The 22,010-nt window shown below is 70.9% G+C and carries 24 protein-coding genes and 1 pseudogene; 10 read left to right on the plus strand and 15 right to left on the minus strand.

Going from position 1 to position 22,010, the window contains the following annotated elements:
- Window positions 1-3: 3 nt before the first annotated feature.
- Both ASD69_RS19830 and ASD69_RS19835 read right to left on the minus strand, forming a co-directional pair.
- The gene (locus ASD69_RS19830; RefSeq protein ID WP_056182689.1) at window positions 4-1,386 is read right to left on the minus strand and encodes an L-serine ammonia-lyase; all 1,383 of its coding nucleotides are present in this window, start codon (window positions 1,384-1,386) and stop codon (window positions 4-6) included.
- Window positions 1,387-1,425: 39 nt separating this feature from the next.
- A complete protein-coding gene (locus ASD69_RS19835; RefSeq protein ID WP_056182691.1) occupies window positions 1,426-1,809 on the minus strand; it encodes a hypothetical protein in 384 nt (127 codons plus the stop codon).
- Between the two features lie 69 nt (window positions 1,810-1,878).
- Between ASD69_RS19835 and ASD69_RS19840 the strand changes: the two genes are divergently transcribed.
- A complete protein-coding gene (locus tag ASD69_RS19840; RefSeq protein ID WP_056182696.1) occupies window positions 1,879-2,106 on the plus strand; it encodes a glutaredoxin family protein in 228 nt (75 codons plus the stop codon).
- Between the two features lie 94 nt (window positions 2,107-2,200).
- On the opposite strand, the gene ASD69_RS19845 is transcribed toward ASD69_RS19840, so the two are convergent.
- The 3 genes and pseudogenes from ASD69_RS19845 to ASD69_RS19855 form a co-directional block, all read right to left on the minus strand.
- Window positions 2,201-2,749, minus strand: coding sequence for a YceI family protein (locus ASD69_RS19845; RefSeq protein ID WP_056182698.1), 549 nt, complete (start codon window positions 2,747-2,749; stop codon window positions 2,201-2,203).
- A gap of 82 nt (window positions 2,750-2,831) precedes the next feature.
- Window positions 2,832-3,368, minus strand: a pseudogene (locus tag ASD69_RS19850) (cytochrome b); the annotation flags it as partial.
- Window positions 3,365-4,036 (minus strand): YceI family protein, encoded by a 672-nt coding sequence (locus tag ASD69_RS19855; RefSeq protein WP_056183196.1) that lies wholly within the window; start codon window positions 4,034-4,036, stop codon window positions 3,365-3,367. The gene ASD69_RS19855 and the pseudogene ASD69_RS19850, both read right to left, overlap by 4 nt.
- Window positions 4,037-4,290: 254 nt before the next feature.
- Here ASD69_RS19855 and ASD69_RS19860 point away from each other — a divergent pair, with 254 nt between their 5' ends.
- Window positions 4,291-7,854, plus strand: a complete 3,564-nt coding sequence (locus tag ASD69_RS19860; RefSeq protein WP_056182701.1) for an ATP-binding protein — start codon at window positions 4,291-4,293, stop codon at window positions 7,852-7,854.
- A 118-nt stretch (window positions 7,855-7,972) separates the two neighbouring features.
- Window positions 7,973-8,971 carry a hypothetical protein gene (locus ASD69_RS19865; RefSeq protein ID WP_157499365.1) on the plus strand — a complete coding sequence of 333 codons (999 nt, stop codon included), beginning with the start codon at window positions 7,973-7,975 and terminating at the stop codon, window positions 8,969-8,971.
- A 74-nt stretch (window positions 8,972-9,045) separates the two neighbouring features.
- Here ASD69_RS19865 and hemE read toward each other — a convergent pair whose 3' ends face one another.
- The 3 genes from hemE to ASD69_RS19880 all read right to left on the minus strand — a co-directional run bounded on the left by hemE (window position 9,046) and on the right by ASD69_RS19880 (window position 11,513).
- Complete coding sequence (hemE, locus tag ASD69_RS19870; protein WP_056182707.1) at window positions 9,046-10,137, minus strand: uroporphyrinogen decarboxylase; 1,092 nt, start codon at window positions 10,135-10,137, stop codon at window positions 9,046-9,048.
- 128 nt (window positions 10,138-10,265) lie between these two features.
- Window positions 10,266-10,523, minus strand: coding sequence for a WGR domain-containing protein (locus ASD69_RS19875; protein ID WP_056182710.1), 258 nt, complete (start codon window positions 10,521-10,523; stop codon window positions 10,266-10,268).
- A 36-nt stretch (window positions 10,524-10,559) separates the two neighbouring features.
- On the minus strand, window positions 10,560-11,513 hold the full coding sequence (locus tag ASD69_RS19880; RefSeq protein WP_056182713.1) for a helix-turn-helix domain-containing protein: 954 nt from the start codon (window positions 11,511-11,513) through the stop codon (window positions 10,560-10,562).
- Between the two features lie 106 nt (window positions 11,514-11,619).
- On the opposite strand from ASD69_RS19880, the gene ASD69_RS19885 reads away from it, so the two are divergent.
- The gene (locus tag ASD69_RS19885) at window positions 11,620-12,252 is read left to right on the plus strand and encodes a cysteine hydrolase family protein (protein WP_056182718.1); all 633 of its coding nucleotides are present in this window, start codon (window positions 11,620-11,622) and stop codon (window positions 12,250-12,252) included.
- Window positions 12,253-12,349: 97 nt separating this feature from the next.
- Here ASD69_RS19885 and ASD69_RS19890 read toward each other — a convergent pair whose 3' ends face one another.
- The 3 genes from ASD69_RS19890 to ASD69_RS19900 form a co-directional block, all read right to left on the minus strand.
- The gene (locus tag ASD69_RS19890; RefSeq protein ID WP_056182722.1) at window positions 12,350-12,799 is read right to left on the minus strand and encodes a hypothetical protein; all 450 of its coding nucleotides are present in this window, start codon (window positions 12,797-12,799) and stop codon (window positions 12,350-12,352) included.
- Window positions 12,800-12,912: 113 nt separating this feature from the next.
- Window positions 12,913-14,034 (minus strand): 3-dehydroquinate synthase, encoded by a 1,122-nt coding sequence (aroB, locus tag ASD69_RS19895; protein ID WP_056182724.1) that lies wholly within the window; start codon window positions 14,032-14,034, stop codon window positions 12,913-12,915.
- Window positions 14,031-14,585, minus strand: coding sequence for a shikimate kinase (locus ASD69_RS19900; RefSeq protein WP_056182727.1), 555 nt, complete (start codon window positions 14,583-14,585; stop codon window positions 14,031-14,033). Before ASD69_RS19900 ends, aroB begins: the two co-directional genes overlap by 4 nt.
- A 123-nt stretch (window positions 14,586-14,708) precedes the next feature.
- Here ASD69_RS19900 and ASD69_RS19905 point away from each other — a divergent pair, with 123 nt between their 5' ends.
- Window positions 14,709-14,912: a dodecin family protein gene (locus ASD69_RS19905; RefSeq protein ID WP_056182730.1), complete on the plus strand. Its 204-nt coding sequence runs from the start codon at window positions 14,709-14,711 to the stop codon at window positions 14,910-14,912.
- A 28-nt stretch (window positions 14,913-14,940) separates the two neighbouring features.
- On the opposite strand, the gene ASD69_RS19910 is transcribed toward ASD69_RS19905, so the two are convergent.
- Window positions 14,941-15,753, minus strand: coding sequence for a kinase (locus tag ASD69_RS19910; protein WP_056182733.1), 813 nt, complete (start codon window positions 15,751-15,753; stop codon window positions 14,941-14,943).
- 17 nt (window positions 15,754-15,770) lie between these two features.
- On the opposite strand from ASD69_RS19910, the gene pdxH reads away from it, so the two are divergent.
- Window positions 15,771-16,373: a pyridoxamine 5'-phosphate oxidase gene (gene pdxH, locus ASD69_RS19915; protein WP_056182736.1), complete on the plus strand. Its 603-nt coding sequence runs from the start codon at window positions 15,771-15,773 to the stop codon at window positions 16,371-16,373.
- Window positions 16,328-16,837 (plus strand): aminoglycoside 6'-N-acetyltransferase, encoded by a 510-nt coding sequence (aac(6'), locus tag ASD69_RS19920; protein ID WP_157489421.1) that lies wholly within the window; start codon window positions 16,328-16,330, stop codon window positions 16,835-16,837. Before pdxH ends, aac(6') begins: the two co-directional genes overlap by 46 nt.
- Window positions 16,838-17,152: 315 nt before the next feature.
- On the opposite strand, the gene ASD69_RS19925 is transcribed toward aac(6'), so the two are convergent.
- Complete coding sequence (locus tag ASD69_RS19925; RefSeq protein WP_056182742.1) at window positions 17,153-17,566, minus strand: GNAT family N-acetyltransferase; 414 nt, start codon at window positions 17,564-17,566, stop codon at window positions 17,153-17,155.
- 82 nt (window positions 17,567-17,648) lie between these two features.
- Between ASD69_RS19925 and ASD69_RS19930 the strand changes: the two genes are divergently transcribed.
- The 3 genes from ASD69_RS19930 (at window position 17,649) to ASD69_RS19940 (ending at window position 20,520) form a co-directional block, all read left to right on the plus strand.
- Window positions 17,649-18,443 (plus strand): cobalamin-binding protein, encoded by a 795-nt coding sequence (locus ASD69_RS19930; RefSeq protein WP_056182745.1) that lies wholly within the window; start codon window positions 17,649-17,651, stop codon window positions 18,441-18,443.
- A 161-nt stretch (window positions 18,444-18,604) separates the two neighbouring features.
- On the plus strand, window positions 18,605-19,564 hold the full coding sequence (locus tag ASD69_RS19935; RefSeq protein WP_157499367.1) for a triacylglycerol lipase: 960 nt from the start codon (window positions 18,605-18,607) through the stop codon (window positions 19,562-19,564).
- 2 nt (window positions 19,565-19,566) lie between these two features.
- Window positions 19,567-20,520: a lipase secretion chaperone gene (locus tag ASD69_RS19940; RefSeq protein WP_056182752.1), complete on the plus strand. Its 954-nt coding sequence runs from the start codon at window positions 19,567-19,569 to the stop codon at window positions 20,518-20,520.
- Window positions 20,521-20,646: 126 nt separating this feature from the next.
- On the opposite strand, the gene ASD69_RS19945 is transcribed toward ASD69_RS19940, so the two are convergent.
- Window positions 20,647-21,141: a DUF4426 domain-containing protein gene (locus ASD69_RS19945; RefSeq protein WP_056182754.1), complete on the minus strand. Its 495-nt coding sequence runs from the start codon at window positions 21,139-21,141 to the stop codon at window positions 20,647-20,649.
- Between the two features lie 23 nt (window positions 21,142-21,164).
- Entirely contained in the window at window positions 21,165-22,010 is an 846-nt protein-coding gene (gene proC / locus ASD69_RS19950; protein ID WP_056182757.1) for a pyrroline-5-carboxylate reductase, read from the minus strand.

The raw sequence follows: 22,010 nt of genomic DNA on the forward strand, positions 1-22,010 counted from the left end.
GCCTCAGCACTCGATCACGTTGACCGCCAGACCGCCGCGCGAGGTTTCCTTGTACTTGTCCTGCATGTCGCGGCCGGTGTCGCGCATGGTCTTGATGACCTTGTCCAGGCTGACCTTGTGCTTGCCGTCGCCGCGCATGGCCATGCGGTAGGCGTTGATCGCCTTGACCGCGCCCATCGCGTTGCGCTCGATGCAGGGGATCTGGACCAGGCCGCCGATCGGGTCGCAGGTCAGGCCCAGGTTGTGTTCCATGCCGATCTCGGCCGCGTTCTCGATCTGGCTGGCGGTGCCGCCCAGCGCCGCGACCAGGCCGGCGGCGGCCATCGAGCAGGCCACGCCGACCTCGCCCTGGCAGCCGACTTCGGCGCCGCTGATTGAGGCGTTTTCCTTGTACAGGATGCCGACTGCGGCCGCGGTCAGCAGGAAGTCGCGCACGCCCTGGATGTTCGCGCCCGGGCAGAAACGGTCGTAGTAGTGCAGCACCGAGGGGATGATGCCGGCCGCGCCGTTGGTGGGCGCGGTGACCACGCGGCCACCGGCGGCGTTCTCTTCGTTGACCGCCAGCGCGTACAGGTTGACCCAGTCCAGCACGGTCAAGGGATCGCGCATCGCCGCTTCGGGCTTGCTCGACAGTTCGCCGAACAGCGCCGGCGCGCGCCGCGACACGTGCAGGCCGCCGGGCAGGGTGCCGGTCTGGCGGATGCCGCGTTCGACGCAGGCCTGCATCGCCTTCCAGATCTCGTCCAGGCCGCTGTCGATCTGCTCCGGAGTGCGCCAGGCCTGTTCGTTGGCGTACATCAGCGCGGCGATGCTCAAGCCGCTGCGCTGCGCCTGCGCCAGCAGTTCGTCGCCGGAATGGAAGGGGTAGGGCAGGTCGGTGGTGTCGGCGACGATGCGGTCTTCGGCCGCCTCGTCCTGATTGACCACGAAGCCGCCGCCGACCGAGTAGTAGTCGCGCGTGGCGATCACTTCGCCGTCGCCGTCGTAGGCGGTGAAGCGCATGCCGTTGGTGTGGAACGGCAGCTTCTGGCGCTTGTTCATGATCAGATCGTGCTTCTCGTCGAAGCCGATCTCGCGCTGGCCGAACAAACGGATGCGCTTGCTGCTGCGAATGCGCTCCAGTGCCTCGGGAATGATGTCGGGATCGATCTGGTTCGGCCAATGGCCTTCCAGGCCCATCAGCACGGCCTTGTCGGTGCCGTGGCCGCGGCCGGTGAGCGCCAGCGAGCCGAACACTTCGGCGCGCAGCCGCGCGCAGCGTTCGAGCTCGCCGTTCTCGACCAGCCAACGTTCGACGAAGCGCGCCGCGGCGCGCATCGGGCCGACGGTGTGCGAGGAACTCGGCCCGATGCCGATTTTGAAAAGATCGAAGGTGCTGACGGCCATGGGGCGGGGGATGCTCGGCTGGAGGGCGATGGGACGCGGTCAGCGTCCGTTGGCGATCTTGCGGTAGCGGGCGCTGCTGGTTTCGTCGGCTTCGCGCAGCAGCAGGATGTCAGGGCCGCTCATGCGCACCGCGTAGTCCCAGCGCTGCCCGCTGGCGGCGTGGTCTATGCGCAGGCGACAAGTCTTGGGGTCGAAGCTCCAACGGCCGTCGAGCAGGTCCGGGCGCTCGTGCAGCCAGGAGTCGAAGCCGCGCTGGCCGTCGCGTTGGTTTAGCTCGAACTGCTCGAAATGGCCGTCGTCGTCGCTTTCCCAGGCCGCGATCAGCTGCGCGGGTTGGACCTTGCAGGCCGGAGCGGCCCACGCCACGGCCGGCGCCAGCAGCAGCGCGGCCAGGATCGCAGCGTGGATCGGGCGGAAGGCCATGAGCCGTCCCAAGATGGACTCTAGGTATTCTAGACGCTCGCGAACCCCGCCACCTCAGTACGCAAGCGCATGCACCTGATCCTGTACCAACGCGACGACTGCCATCTCTGCGACCTGGCCCTGGAGGTCTTGGCGCAGGCGCGCGCCCCTGAATTCGACAGCGTCTTCATCGACGAGGACCAGGCGCTGGAGGCGCGTTACGGCACGCGCGTGCCGGTGTTGCGCGACGAGGCGCGCGGGCTGGAGCTGGAGTGGCCGTTCGACGCGGCGCGGCTGCGGGCGTTTCTGGGCGGCTGAGCCGGCGCACCCCGAGCGGGCGATGGTGCGGTGCGCCTTCGGCTTGCCGCACCCTACGCGAGGCGTAGGGTGCGGGGCGATCGCGCTTTCGGGCTTACTTCGCCGGCACCAGAATGACCTTGGTGCTGACCGCGACTTCGTTGGGGATGACCGAGGTGTCGGCCCAATCGCCGCCGCCGACGCCGAAGTCCAGGCGCTTGACCGTGGCCTTGCCGCTCAACACCGGCTTGGCGCCCGGGGTCCAGGTGAATGTCAGGGTGACCGGCTTGCTCACGCCGCGCAGGCTCAGGCTGCCGTCGGCGGCGTAATTGTTGCCGCCCAGGCTGCGAAACTTGGTGGCGGTGAAACGCGCCTGCGGGAACTTGGCGATGCTGAAGAAATCCGCGCCCTTGAGGTTGTCGTCGCGTTCGGCGTTGGCGGTGCTGACGCCGGCCAGGGGAATGACCACGTCGAGCTTCGAGTTCGTCAGATTCGCCGGATCGAAGCTGAGCTTGGTGGTGAAACCGGGCAGGCGGCCGCTGAACACTTCGCCCTGGTACTTGGTGGCGAAGGTCAGGGTGGAGCCGGGCGCCTGCGCGTAGTCGGCGGCGTAGACCGGTGCGGCGGCGAACAGCAGGGCGACGGCGAGCGGCTTAAGGGACATCGGGATTCTCCGGAATGGGGGTGGGGGCGACGGCGGCGACGGGCACGGCTTGGGCAGCGGCCGGCGCCTGGCGCAGGCGCATCGGCAGCATGCGCCGCAGGGTGTCGTCGTTCTGGAACAGGTGGTGGTAGAAGGCGGCGCCCGCGTGCGCGAGCACCAGCACCAGCAGCAGCCAGAAGCCGTTCTCGTGCAGCGATTCGCTCAGATCGGCCAGGCCGGGGTTGACCGCGGCGATCTTGGGCAGGTTGAACAGGCCGAAGTACTGCAGCGGATAGCCGGAGCTGGAATTGAACAGCCAACCAGTGATCGGCATGGCGAACATCAGCAGGTACAGCGCCCAATGGGTGAGCGAGGCAATGCGCTCCTGCCAATGCGGCGTGCCCGCGACCGGCTTGGGCGCGCCGGCGTAGAAGCGCCACAGCAGGCGCAGGACCACCAGCGCCAGCAGGGTCAGGCCCAGCGATTTGTGCAGGGCGTAGATCTTGATCTTGGGCAGGCCGTTGGCCATGTCGGTCATGGTCAGGCCGATGATCGCGATCGCCGTGATCAGCAGCACGATCGCCCAATGCAGCAGCTGGCTGATCGCGCCCCAGCGGAGTTCGGTGTTCTTGATCGTCATGCGTGCGGTACCGGGGCGGGTTCGTAGGGGTCGTTGTCGGGCTTGCTCGGCGGCGCGGACGGCGCGACTTCGGGTTCGGCGGCCGGTGACGGCTCGTCGGCTTCGCCGGCCTGGCGATCGCGCACGGCCTCGGCCTCGATGCGCAGCTCGACGCTGTCGCCGATCACCGATTTCCAGGCGTCGATACCGAACGCGGCGCGGCTGAGGGTGGCGGTGGCTGAGAAGCCGGCGGTGCGGCGGAACGGCGGCAGCGGATGGCGCTTGAGCGCGTTGAGGGTCACGTCCATGCACAGCGGCGCGTTGCGGCCGTGCAGGCTGAGCTGGCCGCAGACCTTGGCATGATCGGCGTCGACCGGCTCGACGCGGTCGGAGACGAAGCGCGCTTCCGGATAGCGTTCGCCATCGAGCAGATTGCGCGCCAGCGCGGCCGCGTTCCACTTGGCATCGCCCAGGTCCAATCGGGTCAGCGGCACGCGCACGTCCAGACGCGCGCTGCGCCAGTCCTCGCGGTCGAAGCTCAGCGTGCCGGTGCTGCCCGAGACGGTGCCCAGGGCCTTGGAGAAGCCGGCATGCGAGATCGCGAACATCACCCGCGTGTGCACCGGGTCCAGCGCGTAGGTGTCCGGCCCGGCCGCGCGCGCCTGCGGCGCCAGCGCGCACAGCGCCAGCGCGCACCACAGCGGACGGTAGGACGAATTCGGCACGCGGCGCTCCTAAGGCAGGTCCGACCTGCATCGTCCGGGGATTCTATGGACCGCACGATGAACCCGTAGCCGCGTGTCCGCAACGGTCCGTTGCGGCTCGGTCGCGGAACGCGGGGGTGGGGCGCGCGGTCGCGGGCCTTGCTTCGCCGGGCCCGGATCGGGGAGCCTAGCGGCCGTACAGCAAGGAATCGGACCCGAGGATGCTCAGGCCAGCGGTCGTGCATGGAAGCCCGGGATGGGCGCGTTGGCTGTGCTGGCTGCTGCTCGCGGCGCTGGCGCTGCCGGTGCGCGCGGCGCTGCCGGAGACGCCGCAGTTCCGCTACTACGGCGTCGCCGAGGGCATGCCCTCCAGCACCGTGGCCGCGCTCGCCCAGGACGCCGAGGGCTACATCTGGCTGGCCACCCACGACGGCCTGGCGCGTTACGACGGCATCAGCTTCCGGGTCTGGCGCCACGTGCCCGGCGATCCGGGCTCGCTGCCCAGCAACATGGTCCAGGCCTTGCACGTGGATGCGCGCAACCGGGTCTGGGTCGGGCTCAGCGGCGGCGGCCTGCACATGCTCGACCGCGAGCGTCAGAACTTCGTCCACTACAGCCGCGACACCCATCCCGACATCGGCAGCGACGAGATCTACACGATCACGTCCACGCCCGACGGCGCGATCTGGTTCGGCACCGACGGCGCGGGCGTGCACCGCCTCGACGCCGAAGGCCGCATCACCCGCTACATGCCCGACAAGGCCGGCGCGGCCAAGGGCGCGCCCGCGGCGCAGAGCGGTCTGCCCGGCGAATACATCTGGACCATGAAGACCGACAGCAGCGGTCGGCTGTGGGTGGGCACGACCACCGGCCTGGCCTACTGGGACGGCGCGCGTTTCCGCACGGTCGCGCATGCGGGCATCAGCGGCGCCTGGGTCACCGCCTTGACGCCGGCCGCCGACGGTACGCTGTGGATCGGCGCCGGTCTGCGCGCGTTCCGGCGCACGCCCGACGGCCGCATCGCGCAGATGCCGTGGTTTCAGCCCGCCGACAAGATCGGTGTGTACGGCGTGGTCGGCGACGGTCCCGGCAGCTACTGGGTCGCGACCCATCGCGGTCTGCGTCGCGTGCTCGGCGGGCGCTTGATGCCGCCGGCCGGCGACATCGCGATCTCGGAAATCAACACCCTCGATCTGCTGCAGGACCACGAAGGCGGTTGGTGGTTCGCGACCGAGGAGGAGGGCGTCGCCTATCTGGCGCCGAACTGGCGGCAGTTCACCGTGCTCAAGCCCGGCACCGGCCGCCCCGGCGCGACGCGCGTGGGCTACATGCGCGACCTTGCGACCAGCCGCGACGGCAACGTGTGGATGGTCGGCGAGCGCGGCGTGGTCGATCACCTGAACCTGGCCGACGGCCGCTCGACCCGGCGCAAGGTGCCGGCGGTGGCCGACGCCGCGCTGTATTCGATGCTGGAGGCGCGCGACGGCGCCTTGTGGTTCGGCGACAACCACGGCCTCTCGCGGGTGGCGCCGGATGGCAGCGTGCGCAACTGGAGCGCGAGCTCGCCGCGCGACGCGGCGTTGGGCGACGACGGCATCACCGACCAACTGGTGCAGACGCCCGACGGCAACGTCTGGATCGCCTACATGCCGCCGGCGCTGCAGATGCGCGACAGCGAGGGGCGGGTGCAGCTGTCGGTGAAGCCGGAGGACGACCGCGGCGTCGACAGCCTGTACATCGAGCAGATCGATGTCGGCCCCGACGGCGCGCTGTGGATGGCCGGGCCCTCCGGCCTGTCGCGCTGGAACGCGGCCGCGCGCCGCTTCGACGCCTTGCCGGGCGGGCCGGCCGGGCGCGTGTTCGGCTTCGCGATGGCCGGCAAGGACCGGCTGTGGCTGCATCGTCTGGAAGCCTTGGAGCAATACGCCTGGGACGGTCGCGAGCTGCGCCTGCTGGCGCGCGTGAGCGGCGACGAAGGTTTGCCGGCGACCGAGTCCGGCGGCGTGCTGGCCTGGGGCGACAACGTCTGGCTGACCACGCGCCGCGGGCTGATCTGCTGGAACCAGACCCGCCAGCGCCTGCGCATCTACGGCATGCGCGACGGCCTGCCCAGCCAGGAGTTCACCGAGCGCAATCCGCTGCTCACGCCCTCCGGCGTGGCCGCGGCGGTGACCATGGACGGCGTGGTCCTGTTCGACGCGGGGCGCGCGCCGGAGGCGGCCAAGTCGCCGCGCCTGGTGATCGAAACCTTGAGCTACCGCCGCGACGAGGACGAGTTCAAGCTCGATCCCGAGCGCCCGGTGGTGCTGGGCCCGCAGGACCGCGATCTGCGCGTGTCGGCGCGCCTGCTGTCCTTCGTCGATCTGCAATCGCATCGCTACCGCTTCCGTTTGCACGGCTACGACCCGGATTGGGTAATCCAGTCCGGCAACGGCGAGCGCGTGTTCTCCAAGCTGGAACCCGGCACTTACCGCATGGAAGTGCAGGCGGCCAACGCCGACGGCATCTGGTCGCAGTCGCGCCAGTTCTCGCTGACCGTGCAGCCGCCGTGGTGGCGCACGCCACCGGCGCTGGCGGCGCTGATCGGCATCGCGATCCTGGGCGCGTGGTGGGCGGCCGATCGCTACCGCAGACGGCTCAAGCGTCGTCTCGACTGGCAGGCCGCCGAGCACGAGCGCGAGATCGCCAAGGAGGCCTCGCTGGCCAAGACCCGCTTCCTCGCCACGCTGGGCCACGAAGTGCGTACGCCGATGACCGGCGTGCTGGGCATGAGCGAACTGCTGCTGGACACGCCGCTGGATACCCAGCAGCGCAGTTACACCGAATCGATCCAGCGCGCCGGCAAGCACCTGCTGCGTCTGGTCAACGACGCGCTGGATCTGGCCCGGATCGAATCGGGCAAGCTGGAGCTGGCCGACGAGGCCTTCGATGTGCGCGCGCTGGTCGAGGACGCGAGCGCGCTGATGGCGCCGCTGGCGCGCAAGCGCGGTCTGGCCTTCGAGCTGGACATCGCGCACGACGCGCCGCGCGGTTTGCGCGGCGACCCGCATCGGGTCCGGCAGATCCTGCTCAACCTGCTCGGCAATGCGATCAAATTCACCGAACAGGGCCAGGTCTCGCTGCGGGTGTCGGCGATGGCGCCGCAGGGCGTGCGCTTCGAAGTCGCCGACACCGGCCCGGGCTTGAACGAAGAGCAGCAGTCGCGCTTGTTTCGCCGCTTCGAGCAGGCCGAGGGCGCACGCACCGCCGCGCGCTACGGCGGCAGCGGCCTGGGGCTGGCGATCTGTCAGGAGCTGGCGGCGGCGATGAACGGATTACTTACCGTGGACAGCCGGCCCGGCGAAGGCGCGCGCTTCTGCTTCGAACTGCCGCTGCCGGCGGCGATCGTCGCCAGCGGCGCCAGCGCGCCCGAACGGGTCGGCGCATCGCGGCGCGCGCCGCTGGCGCTGCTGTTGGTCGAGGACGATACGACCGTGGCCCTGGTCATCGCCGGCCTGCTGCGTGCGCAGGGGCATCGCGTGACCCATGTCGGCAACGGCCTGGGCGCACTGACCGAGGTGGCGACGGCGAACTACGACGCGGCCTTGCTCGATCTCGACCTGCCCGGACTCAACGGCCTGGACCTGGCCCGCCAACTGCGCGCCCAGGGCTACGCGCGCCCGCTGATCGCGGTCACCGCGCGCGCCGACGCCGAGGCCGAACCGCAGGCGATCGCGGCCGGGTTCGACCGCTTCCTGCGCAAGCCGGTGACCGGCGCGATGCTGGCCGCGGTGCTCGACGAGGCGCTGCCGCTGACCGCGTGAAGGCCGGCTGTCCCGGCGGCGTGCGGCAGGCTGGCAGGTGCCGCCGAAGCGGCGCATGATCGCGACGTAAGCAGGGGCGCGGAAGCGGCGCTGCAGGCAGGCGGAATCGGGAGCGACGATGATCGGTAAAGCGGTGCGCGGGGTGGGCTGCGCGGGGGCGATGGGCTGGGCCTTGCTCGGTTCGCTCGCGTGGATACCGGCCGTCGCGCTCGGCGCCGACGCCGTCGCCAGCGCCGATACGGCGCAGACGCAGACGGTGCCGCTGTTGGGCGGTTACCTGCGCGAGACCCGGGTGGTGTATCCGCTGCGCGTGGGCAAATGGCAGGCGGTGGACGAACACCGCTACGACCGCCAGGAGTTCGGCGTGTCGGTACGCTACGCGCTGAGCAACCGCAGCGATCGTTGGATCGACGTGTACTTCTATCCGGCCGGCGTGCTGTCGTCGGACGAGTTCGAGCGCGTCGTCGGCGAGGAGCGCGAGGCCCTGGCCGAGGTCGGCCGTCAGCCCGGCGGTTACCAGGACATGGACATGGGCGAGCTACGCAGCTTCGCCTCGGCGCGCCGCAAGGACGGTGCGGTCAGCGGGCGCTCGCTGGATCTGGCTTACACCAGCCAGGGCGAGCGCAAGAGTTCGGCGATGACCCTGCAACTGGATCGCATGTATCTGGTCAAGGGCCGTTACAGCGTGCCGGCCAAGGCGGCCACGCCCGCGCAGGCGCGCGCTTCGCTGGAGGAATTCGCGTCCGATCTGTCCGGGCGCCTGACCGTGGCCAGCACAGGCCGCTGCTGGGACCCGCTGCCGATCGAAAAACTCGAAGCCGGCGCGCCCACGCCCAGCGGCGCGGTGTCCACCCTGTCCAAGGACGGCGTGGACAGCGTTTACCTGATGAGCGACCGCGTGCTTGCGCGCGAGCCGCAGTCGGACGAGGCCCGCGCGCTGATGATGATCGGTATGGGCCTGCACAAGCGCCTGCAGCCGGGCTGTGAACCGCCGGAGGAGATCGAGCAGGCGGTGCCCAAGGACATGCGCGAGATCCGCCTCGAGTACGGCGCGCCCAGCGACGCGCCGGCGGACCCTTCGCGGCTGCTGCGCAGCAATAAGATCGACGTGGGTTGAAGGCCGGGATTCGGGATTCGGGATTCGGGATTCGCAAGAGTGACGTCCTCAAGCTTGTCCCTAATCCCTAATCCCTAATCCCGGCTCCTAACACTGAGTTCGTGCACCGCGCTCACCATCGCCGCCACGTGGTCCGGGCTCATGTCCGGCGACAGGCCGTGGCCGAGGTTGAACACGTGGCCTTCGCGCGAACCGCCGTTACCGTCGCGATAATCGTCCAGCGCGCGTCCGACCTGGTCGCGGATCGCCGCGGGCGTGGCGTACAGGGTGACCGGGTCGAGGTTGCCCTGGATCGCGACGCGGCCGCCGATGCGGCGCGCGGTGTCGCCCAGGCCGATGGTCCAGTCCACGCCCACCGCTTCGGCGCCGCTGCCGGCCAGGTCTTCCAGATAGGGATCGTTGCCCTTGCCGAACAGGATCAGCGGCGCGCGCTGCGTGCCCGCGCCGCGCGGCAACTCGGCGGCGATGCGCTGCAGGTAGCGCAGCGAGAACTCGCGGTACATCGCCGGCGACAGCACGCCGCCCCAGGTGTCGAACACCTGCAGCGCCTGCGCGCCGGCGGCGTGCTGGGCCTGCAGGTAGGCGATCACCGCGTCGGTGACCACGCCCAGCAGCTTGTGCATCGCCGCCGGATCGTTGAGCGCTAGCGCCTTGACCTTGGAGTAGTTGTCGCTGCCGCCGCCCTCGACCATGTAGCAGGCGATGGTCCAGGGGCTGCCGGAGAAACCGATCAGCGGCACCGAACCGTTCAATTCGCGGCGGATCGTGCGCACCGCGTCCATCACATAGCGCAGCTCGCCTTCCATGTCCGGCACCGCCAGGCGGTCGATGTCGGCCGCGCTGCGGATCGGGCGTTCGAACTTCGGACCCTCGCCGTCGGCGAAGTACAGGCCCAGGCCCATCGCATCGGGCACGGTGAGGATGTCGGAGAACAGGATCGCGGCGTCCAGCGGGAACCGGCGCAGCGGCTGCAGGGTGACCTCGCAGGCCAGTTCGGGGTTCTTGGCCAGGTTGAGGAAGCTGCCGGCCTGGGCGCGGGTGGCGCGGTACTCGGGCAGGTAGCGGCCGGCCTGGCGCATCAGCCACACCGGCGTGCGATCGACCGGCTCGCGGCGCAGGGCGCGCAGGAAGCGGTCGTTGGCGGGTGCGGCGTCGGTAAGGCTCATGCTGGATTCCTGGTGCGCGGGGCGTCGGCTGGGCGCGCATTATCGCGGTGCGGCGGGGCCGAAGCGAGCCGCGCAGCGCTGCGTGGCTGCGTTGCTGTGTTCCGCGCGGGCGCCCGCGCGGCGCGCCGTCACTCCGTCGGCGCTTCCGCGCCCTGGGCGAACATCAGCTGGAAGCCGCGCTTGAGCTGCTGATCGCGCGCATGTTCCAGCGCGGCGAAGGCGCTGTCGCGGTCCATGAACTGCTCGCGGCGCACGCTGCTGCGGCCGCCGATCTGGCCGGTTTCGCGCACCAGGGTCCAGCCGCCCAGCAGGTCGGGCTGCAGCATCAGCTGCACGAAGCGCGGGGCTTCGCGGCCGTCGGGGCGTTGTTGTAGGAGTAGGCGCACGCCTGGATTGTAGCGGCAGGCGGCGCCGCAACGGGGTCAGCCGCCGCGGAACTCGCGCCGATAGGCCGAGGGCGAGGTCTTGAGCGCGGCCGCGAAGTGCTGGCGCAGCGACACCGCCGAGCCGAATCCGGTGTCGGCGGCGATCGCCTCGATCGGCCGATCGGTGCTTTCCAGCAGCCGCTGCGCGCGCGCCAGGCGCTGGTTAGCCAGCCACTGCGCAACCGTGGTGCCGGTGCTCTGACGGAAGCGGCGGGTGAAGCTGCGTCGGCTCATCAGCGCGCGTTCGGCCAGCGCGTCCAGGCTGTGCGGCTGCTCCAGATGGGCCAGGGCCCAGCTCAGCACCCCGGACAGGCGCTCGTCCTGGGCCGAGGCCGGCACCGGCCGCTCGATGTACTGGGCCTGGCCGCCCTGGCGGTGCGGGGCCACCACCAGCCGGCGCGCGACCCGGCTGGCGAGGTCGGCGCCGCAGCGCCGGCGCAGCAGGTGCAGGCAGCAGTCCAGCGCCGCCGCGGTGCCGGCCGAGGTGGTCAGTTCGGCGTCGTCGACGTAGAGCACGTCCGATTGCAGGCGCACCTGCGGATAGCGCAGGGCGAAGTGCTCGCTCCAATGCCAATGGGTGGTGGCGCGGCGGCCGTCGAGCAAGCCGGCCTCGGCCAGCACGTAGGCGCCCAGGCACAGGCCGACGATCTGCGCGCCGCGCGCATGGGCCCGGCGCAGGGCCTGCAGCAGGGCCTCGGGCGGGCGTTCGTCGGCATCGCGCCAGGACGGCACGATCACCACGCCGGCCTCGTCCAGGCCTTCCAGCCCATGCTCGACCGCGATGCTGAAACCGGCCTGGGTGCGCAGCGGGCCGGGTTCGGCCGCGCACACGCGCAATTCGAAGCGCGGCTGGCCGTCGAAGCCGCGGTCCTCGAACACGATGCAGGGCACCGACAGATGGAAGGGGCTGATGCGGTCGAAGGCGACCACGGCGATGGTGTCGGCGTTCATGGCCCGATTCTATCGAATATTGGCAATCGGGCCACTGTCGGCGATTCCGCCTCAAGCGGAGCATGTGCCTCGTCCGATCCCTTCCCCACTCATTAGGAATTCCGCCATGACCCGCAAGCGCGCCCTGATCGTCGTCGACGTCCAGAACGAGTACTTCAGCGGCGGCCTGCTCATCGAGCATCCGCCGGTGAGCCAGACCCTGCCCAACATCGGCCGCGCCATGGACGCCGCGCGCGCCGCCGGCGTGCCGGTGGTGGTGGTACAGAACACCGCGCCGCCGGAGGCGCCGGTATTCGTCAAAGGCACGCCGGGTTGGGAGCTCAACGAGGTCGTCGGCGGCCGTCCGCGCGACCACTACATCGAAAAGAATTTCCCCAGCGTGTTCACCGGCACCGATCTCAAGGACTGGATCGCCGCCAACGGCGTCGACACCCTCAGCGTGGTCGGCTACATGACCCACAATTGCGACGCCTCGACCATCTTCGAAGCCGCGCACCTGCAGCTGAACGTGGAGTTCCTCAGCGACGCCAGCGGTTCGCTGTCGTACGAGAACAGCGCCGGCCAGGCCAGCGCCGAGGAGATCCACCGGGTGTTTTCCGTGGTCTTCCAAAGCCGCTTCGCCGCGGTGCTGAGCACGCAGCAGTGGATCGAGGCGATCCAGGCCGACGCGGTGCCTTATCTGGACAATCCGTACGCCTCCAACCAGCGCGCCCTGGCGCGGATGAAGGCGGCGGCGTAAGCGCGACTCGCCGGCCCTTCGCTCGCTATCGGGCGAGGGGCGGCGCAGGCGGACGAAGCTAGGTCCGACTCCCTAGCGCGCTACGCGGCAACGCCGTTTACTGCTGCGACAACTCAACCGGCCCGACCAAGGTTCCGGACAGATGTTCGAAGTGAGTGACCTCGCCCAGTTGCGGCGGATTGCCGACCGCGCTCGCCTTCAGCTGGACGGTGCCGTCGCGGTACTCGTTGACCCGGTAGGTCGCGCCGCCGCCCTGCGAATAGCGCCCGGCGCTCACGTAGCGCATGCCGGTGAGGACGATGCGCCACTCCTTGCCGCTGGCGTCCAGCGTGGCCGTGCCCGCGCGCGATGCCGCGCCGCGTTGCGCATAGGCGCGCACCACGTCGGCGATGGTGTCGGTCCAGGCCTGCCAGTCGATGGCGTAGACCGCCACCGCGGTGCGCGCGCGCGGATACGGGCCGTAGCGTTCGAACACGGCTTGCGCCGCGACCTGCACCGACTCGGTCGCGCAATAGTGTTTGTCGAGAAAGTCGAACTGCGAACTCATGCGGTGCCCCTGTGCGCCTGCAACGGATGGAACCGCTCGTTGCGGCAGCGGGCCGGTGGCGCACTGTGCGGCTCCGGGGTCGGCGAGGCAAGGCCCGCCGGTAACGGGCTCGATTAGCCGCTGGCGAGGACGTTCAACACCGCTTCGTCGGCCACCCCCGACACGATCCGGGCCAGGCCGGCGCGATCCCACAGAATGAAGCGCAGGCCGCTGGCGTCGGCTTTCTTGTCCAGGCGCATGCGCGCGAGCAGGGCGTCGGGCGACAGGCCTGCCGGGATCGTGGTCGGCAGGCCCAGCGCTTCCAGCAGGCTGCGCAAGCGTTGGGTGTCGGCGGCGTCGGCCATGCCCAGCTCCGCCGACAGCCGCGCCGCCAGCACCATGCCGACCGCGACCGCTTCGCCGTGATTGAGGCCATCGCCGGTGGCGCCGGCGTAGCCTTGTTCGGTTTCGATGGCGTGGCCGAAGGTATGGCCGAAATTGAGCAGGGCACGATCGCCGCGCTCGTAGGGGTCGCGCGCGACCACGTCGGCCTTGTAGGCGCAGCTGCGCGCGATCGCCTGCGCCAAGGTCGCGTCGTCGCCGCTGAGCAAGGCCGTGGCATGCGCCTCCAGCCAGGCCAGGAAGCTCTCGTCGAAGATCGCGCCGTACTTCACGACCTCGGCCAGGCCGGCGCGCAGTTCGCGCGAGGGCAGGCTGCGCAGGGTGGCGGTGTCGGCGATCACCGCGCGCGGCGGATGGAAGGCGCCGACCAGGTTCTTGCCGCTGGGCAGATCGACCGCGGTCTTGCCGCCGACCGAGGAGTCGACCATCGCCAGCAGGGTGGTCGGCAGCTGCACCACGTCGACGCCGCGCATCCAGCAGGCGGCGGCGAAACCGGCGAGGTCGCCGACCACGCCGCCGCCCAGGGCCAGCACGGTGGCGTCGCGGGTCGCGCCGAGCCGGGCCAGCGCATCCAGGCATTCGCCGAAGCGCGCCAGGGTTTTCTCGTGTTCGCCCGGCGGCAGCACGTAGCGCGCCAGCGACAGGGTGGGGCGGGCCGCCCGCAGCGCGCGTTCCAGCGCATCGGCGTACAGCGGCGCGACGTGGCCGTCGCTGACGATCAGGGCGTGGCGGCCGCGCAGGTGCACGGCGACGTGCTCGGCGTCGGCGAGCAGGCCGGGGCCGATGTCGATCGCATAGGCGGCGTCGCCCGACACCTTCACTCTGTGCAAGGGCTGGGAGGCGGGGGTAGTCATGCGGAGGCTCCGTGCGCGTGCGCGGGACGGCGCCAGCAAAGGTCGAGTTCGTCGGCGAGCTTGGCCGCGGCGTCGGCCGCGGTCATGCGTTCGGTGTCGAAGCGCAGATCGGCCACTTCGGCGTACAGCGGCGCGCGCTGCGTCGACAGCGTGCGCAGCACGTCCTCGCGGTCGTCGCGCGCCAGCAGCGGGCGGGTGCGGTCGCGCGCCAGGCGCTCCAGTTGCGCCTCCACGCTGACCTGCAGGTGCACCACATAGCCGCGCTCGCGCAGCAGGGCGCGGTTGTCCGGGTCCAGCACCGCGCCGCCGCCGGTGGCCAGCAGCAGGCCGTCCTCGGCCAGCAGCTCGGCCAGGGTCGCGCGCTCGCGCGCGCGGAAGCCGGCCTCGCCCTCGCATTCGAAGATGGTGGCGACGGTGGCGCCGGTGCGCTGTTCGATCTCGCGGTCGGCGTCGGCCAGGCGCAGGCCGTAGCGCTCGGCCAGGCGACGGCCGATGCAACTCTTGCCGGCCCCCATCGGGCCCACCAGGATCAGATTGCTCGCGGGATTCATGCCGCGATTGTAGCCAGCCGCGGCCCCGCGCTGGCGGCGGCTGTTGCGTGGCCTTAACGCCGGCCAGCCTAGGCTCGCCGTTCCGGTCGCAAACCCGCGCGCCGGCCAGACAGGAGCACGCCCATGGCGATCGCCAAGATCATCGAACTCAACGCCTCTTCCAAGACCAGCATGGAGGACGCGGTCAAATCGGGACTGAAGAAGTGCGGCGAATCGGTGAAGAACATCAAGGGGGCGTGGGTCAACGAGATCAAGGTCGTGACCGAGGACGACGGCACGGTGACCGAGTGGCGGGTCAACCTGCGGGTGAGCTTCATCGTCGAGTGACGGCGCCGTCGCGCGCCGGCGCGCGGCTCTAGGCGAGCACGCGCCGGCGCGCGTCCACCGGCACCGTCCAGTCGGCGATCTCCGGCAGCCGCGCCAGCGCCTGCCGGCTCACCCGTTCGAACAGACGCACGAAGCGTTCGATCCGGGCGCGGTCCATGCCCGCGCGCCCGGGGCTGGCGGCCTGCAGCGCACGCTCCTGTTGCCAGCGCCACTCCGGTACGTGTTCGAAGCCCGGCGGCTGCAGGAACAGCAGCCGGTCCAGGCGCGCCCACAGCGCCGGGTAGTCCTGCGCCAAGGCCTGGTTGCAGTAGCCGCGCCAGACGCCGTCGCGGTCTTCGTCGCGCTCCAGGGCGTTGATCGGCTGGATCAGCTCCGCCCCCGTCTGTGCCGGTGTCTTGAGGAACCAGCCCTCGAACAGGGTCAGATCGGCCGCGCGCAGGCGCGGCCAGCGCGAGGGCGGCAGGCGGCGGTCGCCGAGCTTGTCGAAGCGCGGCAGGCGCGCGGCGCCGCCGGCGCGCAAGGCGTCCAGGGTGGCGCAGGCCAGTTCGACCTCGTGGGTGCCCGGCGGGCCGCGCGTGGCCAGCAGCGGATGCACCCGGCGGCCCAGTTGCGCGCGTTCGCGCCGGCCCAGGTAGCAGTCGTCGATCGACAGCACCGCCACCCGCAGTCCGCGTTCGCCGGCGAGCGCCGCGACCTGCGCGGCCAGGGTCGACTTGCCGCTGCCCTGCAGGCCGGCGATCGCGTAGACGCGGGCGTCGTGGCGCAGGGCGTCGGCCAGCACGCGTTCGACGAAGTCCGCGGCGTAGGCGCTGGCGGCGGAGGGATGCGTAGCGGGCGGCATCGCGCGACAATAACCCAATGAACCCACATCCCCTGTTAGCCGAAGCCATCGCAGGATTTTCCGGTCTGTTCGAGGAGGCGCGCGTCGCCGGCGAGCCCGATCCCACCGCGATGACCATCGCCACCGCCGGCCTGGACGCGCGTCCGTCGGCGCGCACCGTGCTGCTGAAAGCGCACGACGCGCGCGGTTTCGTGTTCTACACCCATCTGGACGGGCGCAAGGGCCGCGAGCTGCAGGCCAATCCGCATGCGGCGCTGTTGTTCCATTGGCCGCGCGTGCGCAACGGCGTGCAGGTGCGGGTGGAAGGCGCGGTCGAGATCGTCTCCGACGCCGAGGCGGACGCCTACTTCGCCTCGCGTCCGCGCGTGAGCCAGCTCGGCGCATGGGCTTCGCTGCAATCGGAAACCCTGGCATCGCGCGAGACCTTCGAGCAGCGCCTGGCCCAGGTCGAGCAACGCTTCGACGGCCGTGAGGTGCCGCGTCCGCCGCGTTGGACCGGCTTGCGCGTGCGGCCGGAGAAGATCGAGTTCTGGTACGGCGCCGACTTCCGCCTGCACGAGCGCTGGTTGTACGAATGCGACCGCGCCGGCGACTGGTCGAAGCGGATGCTGTATCCGTGAGCGATGCCGGGCGGGTGCGGCCGGCGACCGCGGCCGACCTGGCCGACTGGGCGCGGCTGCGCGGCGCGCTGTGGCCGGACGAGGAGGGCGAGGAGCCCAACGATCACGAGGGCGAGATGCGCGAGGCGCTGGCGCGTCCGGAGCGCGATCTATGCGTGCTCGCATTCGACGCGCACGGCCGCGCCTGCGGCTTCGCTGAAGCCAGCCTGCGCACGGACTACGTCAACGGCACCGACAGCTCGCCGGTCGGGTTTCTCGAAGGCTGGTACGTGGCGCCGGAACAGCGCGGCCGCGGCGTCGGACGCGCCCTGATCGGCGCGGTCGAGCGCTGGACGCGCGAACGCGGCTGCGAGGAGCTGGCTTCCGATTCGCTGTTGGACAACCACGACGCCCACCACGCGCACGCGGCCTGCGGCTTTGAGGAAACCGAGCGCGTGGTGTATTTCCGCAAGCGCCTTGGGTAAGGCAATGGTGCGGTTAACACCGCACCCTACGGCCCCAGCTGGCTTGCGTAGGATGCGGTGAGCAAAGCGAACCGCATCGCCGCGCCACCGCGGCAACGCCGCCGGCCTCGATATCGCCGTGGCTCATCCTTAATCCGTGCGCTTGTACCGAAACGCCTGATGCATTTCCGCAAGCATTTGCGGGAGCGCGATGGTGCGGTTGGCACCGCACCCTGCGGGCCCAGCTGCCTTGCGTAGGATGCGGTGAGCAAAGCGAACCGCATCGCCGCGCCGCTCGGGCAACGACGCCGGCGCCGAAACCGCCGCGCAACCGCCTCAATACTCGCGCTTGTACCAGAAGGTGTGCTGCATCGGCGCCATGCCTGCGCGTTCGTAGAAGCCGACCGCGTCCGGCACCGAGGCCAGGATCAGACTCACCGTCGGCCCGAGCTGGCGCCGCGTCTCGTCCAGCAAACCCTGGCCTATACCCAGTCCCTGCGCCGCTTTCGACACCGCCAACTCCGACAGATAGCAGCACCACGCGAAATCGGTGACGCAGCGCGCGATGCCGACCAGTTCGCCGTCGGGCCGGCGCGCGCTCACGATCAGATCGGCCGCATCCAGCATCCGCTGCAGGCGCGGCGCGTCGTCGACCGGACGGATCGCGCCCAGGCCGGAATCGACCAGGACGTGGCGGAAGTCGGCGACGGCGACGGTGGCCTCGCGGGCGTAGACGATAGCGGGTTGCATGCGGCGAAGATCGCATCGCGCGGCGCGCCTGGCAATCGCCGCCGGCCGCGTCGGCGCCCCCCGGTAATGCGACAATCGCGACATGGGCCCCCAACGCATCGTCTGCCTCACCGAAGAACCGACCGAGACCCTGTACGCGCTCGGCGAACAGCACCGCATCGTCGGCATCAGCGGCTTCACCGTGCGCCCGGCGATCGCGCGCAAGAAAAAGCCCAAGGTCAGCGCCTTCACCAGCGCCAAGATCGACGAGATCCTCAAGCTCCAGCCCGATTTCGTGATCGGCTTCTCCGACATCCAGTCCGAGATCGCCGCCGCGCTGATCAAGCAGGGCGTGGAGGTCTGGATCAGCAACCACCGCAGCGTCGAGGGCATCCTCGACTACATCGCGCGCCTGGGCGCCCTGGTCGGCGCGGCCGACCGGGCCGTGGCCTACGCCGACGAACTGCGGCGCGGGCTGGACGCGATCGAGCGCGAGGCGCAGACCTATCCGCGCCGGCCCAAGGTCTATTTCGAGGAGTGGGACGAGCCGCTGATCACCGGCATCCGCTGGGTCGCCGAGTTGGTGCGGATCGCCGGCGGCGACGACGTGTTCCCGCAGCACGCGGCGCAGTCGCTGGCCAAGCACCGCATCCTGGCCGACGCGGCCGAGGTGATCCCGCTGGCGCCGGACATCGTGTTCGGCTCCTGGTGCGGCAAGAAATTCCGTCCCGAGCGCGTCGCCGCGCGGCCAGGTTGGGACGCGATCCCGGCGGTGCGCGACGGCGAGCTGCACGAGATCAAATCGCCGCTGATCCTGCAGCCCGGTCCGGCCGCGCTCAGCGACGGCGTGGCCGAGATCGCCGCGCATATCCGCGCCTGGGTGCAGCGCAACAATTAGCCCGGGCTCGGCGCTTGGCCAGCCCGGCCTGGCGCGATAGGCATCACGGTTCGCTCCCGTATGGTGCACTGCGGCGTGCAGGTTCCATACGCATTCGTACAGTCGATCGGGCCGGCGCCGCCGGCCTCGCCTGCGGTACGGCACCGTTTCTGGGAGGGAACATGTCGCGATCGATCCTGCGTATGGGCGCGTTGCGCGCCGGAGTCTGGGCCAGGCTGTTCGCGGTCCTGCTGTTGCTGGCGGCGGCCCTGCCGGCCAGCGCCGACGATTACACCAAGACCAAGAACCCGGTCGTGCTGGTGCACGGCCTGTTCGGCTTCGACGAACTCGGCGGCATCTACGACTACTGGTACGACATTCCCGGGCAGCTGCGTTCGGGCGGCGCCAAGGTCTATGTCGCCAACGTGTCCTCGGCCAACTCCAGCGAACTGCGCGGCGAACAGCTGATCGACTACCTGGAAACCCTGCAGGCCACTTACGGCTACAGCCGTTTCAACCTGATCGGCCACAGCCATGGCGGACCGACCGCGCGTTACGTGGCTTCGGTGCGCCCGGACCTGGTCGCCTCGATCACCTCGATGGGCAGCCCGCACACCGGCAGCAAGGTCGCCGACGGCATCGGCACCGCGTTCCCGCCCGGCTCGCCTGGCCGCGGCCTGGTCGCCGGCCTCGCCGATGCGCTGGGATCGTTCCTGGAGTTCCTGTCCGGCGACGACGATCCGCAGGACGCGCTGGCCGCCTTGGCTTCGCTCGACAGCGCCGGCGCGGCCGCGTTCAACGCGCGCTATCCCGAGGGCCTGCCCGGCAGCGCCTGCGGCCAGGGCGCGGCCAGCGTGCGCGGCGTGCGCTACTACTCGATGGGCGGCACCTCGCCGCTGAGCAACGTGTTCGATCCCAGCGATCTGTTGCTGGGCGCGGGCGCGCTGTTCTTCGGGTTCGAGGCCAACGACGGCCTGGTCGGGCGCTGTTCCTCGCATCTGGGCAGCGTGATCCGCGACGACTACGCCTGGAACCACCTCGACGAGGTCAACCAGGTCGCCGGCCTGCGCGGCCTGTTCGCGTCCAATCCGCCCAGCGTCTACCGCGCCCATCTGAACCGGCTGAAGAACGCCGGGCTGTAGGCATGCTGCGTTTCACGCTGGTACTGATGCTGGCGGCGGGCCTGGCGCTGGTGCTGGGGCTGTCGGGCCGGAGTCGCGAGACCACGCCGGCCCGGAGCCCGGCACCGCCCTCGGCGGCCACCAATGCGGCCGCCGAGGCCCGCATGGGGCGCCCGCCTGCCGCCGCGGACGACTCGCTGCGCGGCACCGGCGTCGACGGCGGCTTGACCTTGAATGCCGCGGGCAAGGCGGTTCCGGATCGTGCGATGCGGCGGCTGTTCGACTATTTCCTCACCCGCCTGGGCGAGCGCTCGCCCGCGACCATCCGCGACGACCTGCGCCGCCATCTGCAGCCGCGCGTCGGCGCGGCGGTGCTGGCGCAGGTACTGGCCTGGTTCGATGCCTATGTCGCGCTGGAGCGCGAAAGCGCGGCCTTGGGCGCCAGCGGCGATCTGAGCGCGGATCTGCAGCGTCGCCGCGAGCTGCGCCGCCGCCGCCTCGGCGCCACGGTCGCGCAGGCCTGGTACGGCGAAGACGAGCGTCGCCTCGAGCACGCGATCGCGCGCCAGGCGCTGCAGCGCGATCGCGGTCTCGCGCCCGCGCAACGCGCCGCGCGCCTGCGCGAACTCGATGCCGCGTACGGCCTGGACCTGGACCCGACCCGCACGGAGGGCGACACGGTCGCCCTGGCGATGCGCCAGAGCGCGCGCTTCGAGGCCGAGGGCGCCGCCCCGGAACGCCGTTACGCCGAACGCGAAGCGGCGTTCGGGCGGGAAGCGGCGCAGCGATTGGGCGAGCTCGATCTACGCCGCGCGCAATGGAATCGGCGCGTGGCCGCGTATCGCGCCGCGCGCTCGCAGGTGTTGGCCGATCGCGGTTTGAGCGCGGCCCAGCGTCAAGCCCGGCTGGCGGCGCTGCTGGCGCCGTTCGATGCGCGCGAGCGTCTGCGCGTCGAGGCGCTGACCCGCAACGACTGATCGTGGCGCCGCGCTGGCGATCCGCTCATGGTCAGACGGGTTCACCGCGAACGCATCGTGGAGCGACGTGGCGCCCCATCCCGATCAACTGTCGCGGTTCGGATGGATAACGTCCGCGCGCGACCCTCAGCGCGGATAGAACTCGCGGCTGAACTGCAGCGTGGTCGGTGCGCCGCCCTCCGGCGCCACGCTCAACTCGAAGCGCAGGGTGTCGGGCAGGGCGATCTCGACGGTGCCCACGTAGTCCAGCAGTTGCGCGCTGCCCGCCTCGCCGGTACGCAGTTCGCGCAGTTCCAGCGTGCGGCGCTGGCCGCGCAGGTCGGTTGCGGTCGCGCTCACGCGCGCCGGGATCGCGTTGTCCTGGCCGTCCGGGCCGCGTCGCACCGCCACCAGCAGCAAGACCGTGGCGTCGTCGCGCGCGATGCCGTACTGCTGCGCGACCGCCGGCGACAGCGCCGAGGTCTGCAATGCGCTGGCGCGCACGGTGACGTCGCCGCTGCGCACGGTCGCCTCCTGCGGCGCGGCGCCGGCGCTGCCGGAGCCGGTGGGCGCCGCCGCCTCGCGGCCGCAGCCGCTCAGCAGCGCTAGGGTGAGCAGGCAGACGGCGAGGGCGGTGCGCATGGCGGCGGTTCCGGTGGGAAGGGTCAATCGTTGGCGGCCGAGAGCTCGCGGCCGCGTCGGGTAGCGGCCGCGATCGCGGCCTCGACCAGGGCATGGAAGCCGCCGGTTTCGAAGGTCTCGATCGCCGCCTGGGTGGTGCCGCCGGGCGAGGTCACGCGCGCGCGCAGTACCTGCGCGGACTCGTCGGATTGGCTCAGCATGGTCGCCGCGCCCAGCAGGGTCTGATTGACCAGGGCGCGCGCGGCCTCGGGCGCCAGGCCCTGGGCGACGCCCGCGGCCTGCATGGCCTCGGCGAGCAGGAACACATAGGCCGGGCCGCTGCCGGAGACCGCGGTGACCGCGTCCATCTGCGCCTCCTCGGCGATCCACACCGTCGGACCGACCGCGTCCAGCAGCGCCGCCGCGCGCGCGCGTTGCGGTTCGGCGGTGGCGGCGTTGGCGTACAGGCCGGTGATGCCGGCGCCGAGCAGGGCGGGCGTGTTCGGCATCGCCCGCACCACCGCCTGGCCGTCGCCCAGCCACAGGTCGAGCTGGCCGGCGGTGATGCCGGCCGCGATCGAGATCACCAGCGGGCGCTGCGATTGCGCCAGCGGCGCCAGCGCCGCGCATACGCTGCGCATCACCTGCGGCTTGACCGCGAGCAGCCACACGCCGGCGCCGGTCGCGGCCTCGGCCGCGTTGGCGTAGCTGGGTACGCCGAAATCGCGCTGCAGGGCCTCGCGCAGCGCATCCACCGGCTCGGCCACGCGGATCGCGTCGGCGTCGCCGCCGCGCGCGACCAGGCCGCCGATCAGGCTGCGCGCCATGTTGCCGCCGCCGATGAAGGCGACCGGACTGAGCGGGCACAGGGCGGTTTCGGATGCGGGCAT

The sequence above is a fragment of the Lysobacter sp. Root604 genome, from assembly GCF_001427505.1.
Classification (GTDB): Bacteria; Pseudomonadota; Gammaproteobacteria; order Xanthomonadales; family Xanthomonadaceae; genus Lysobacter.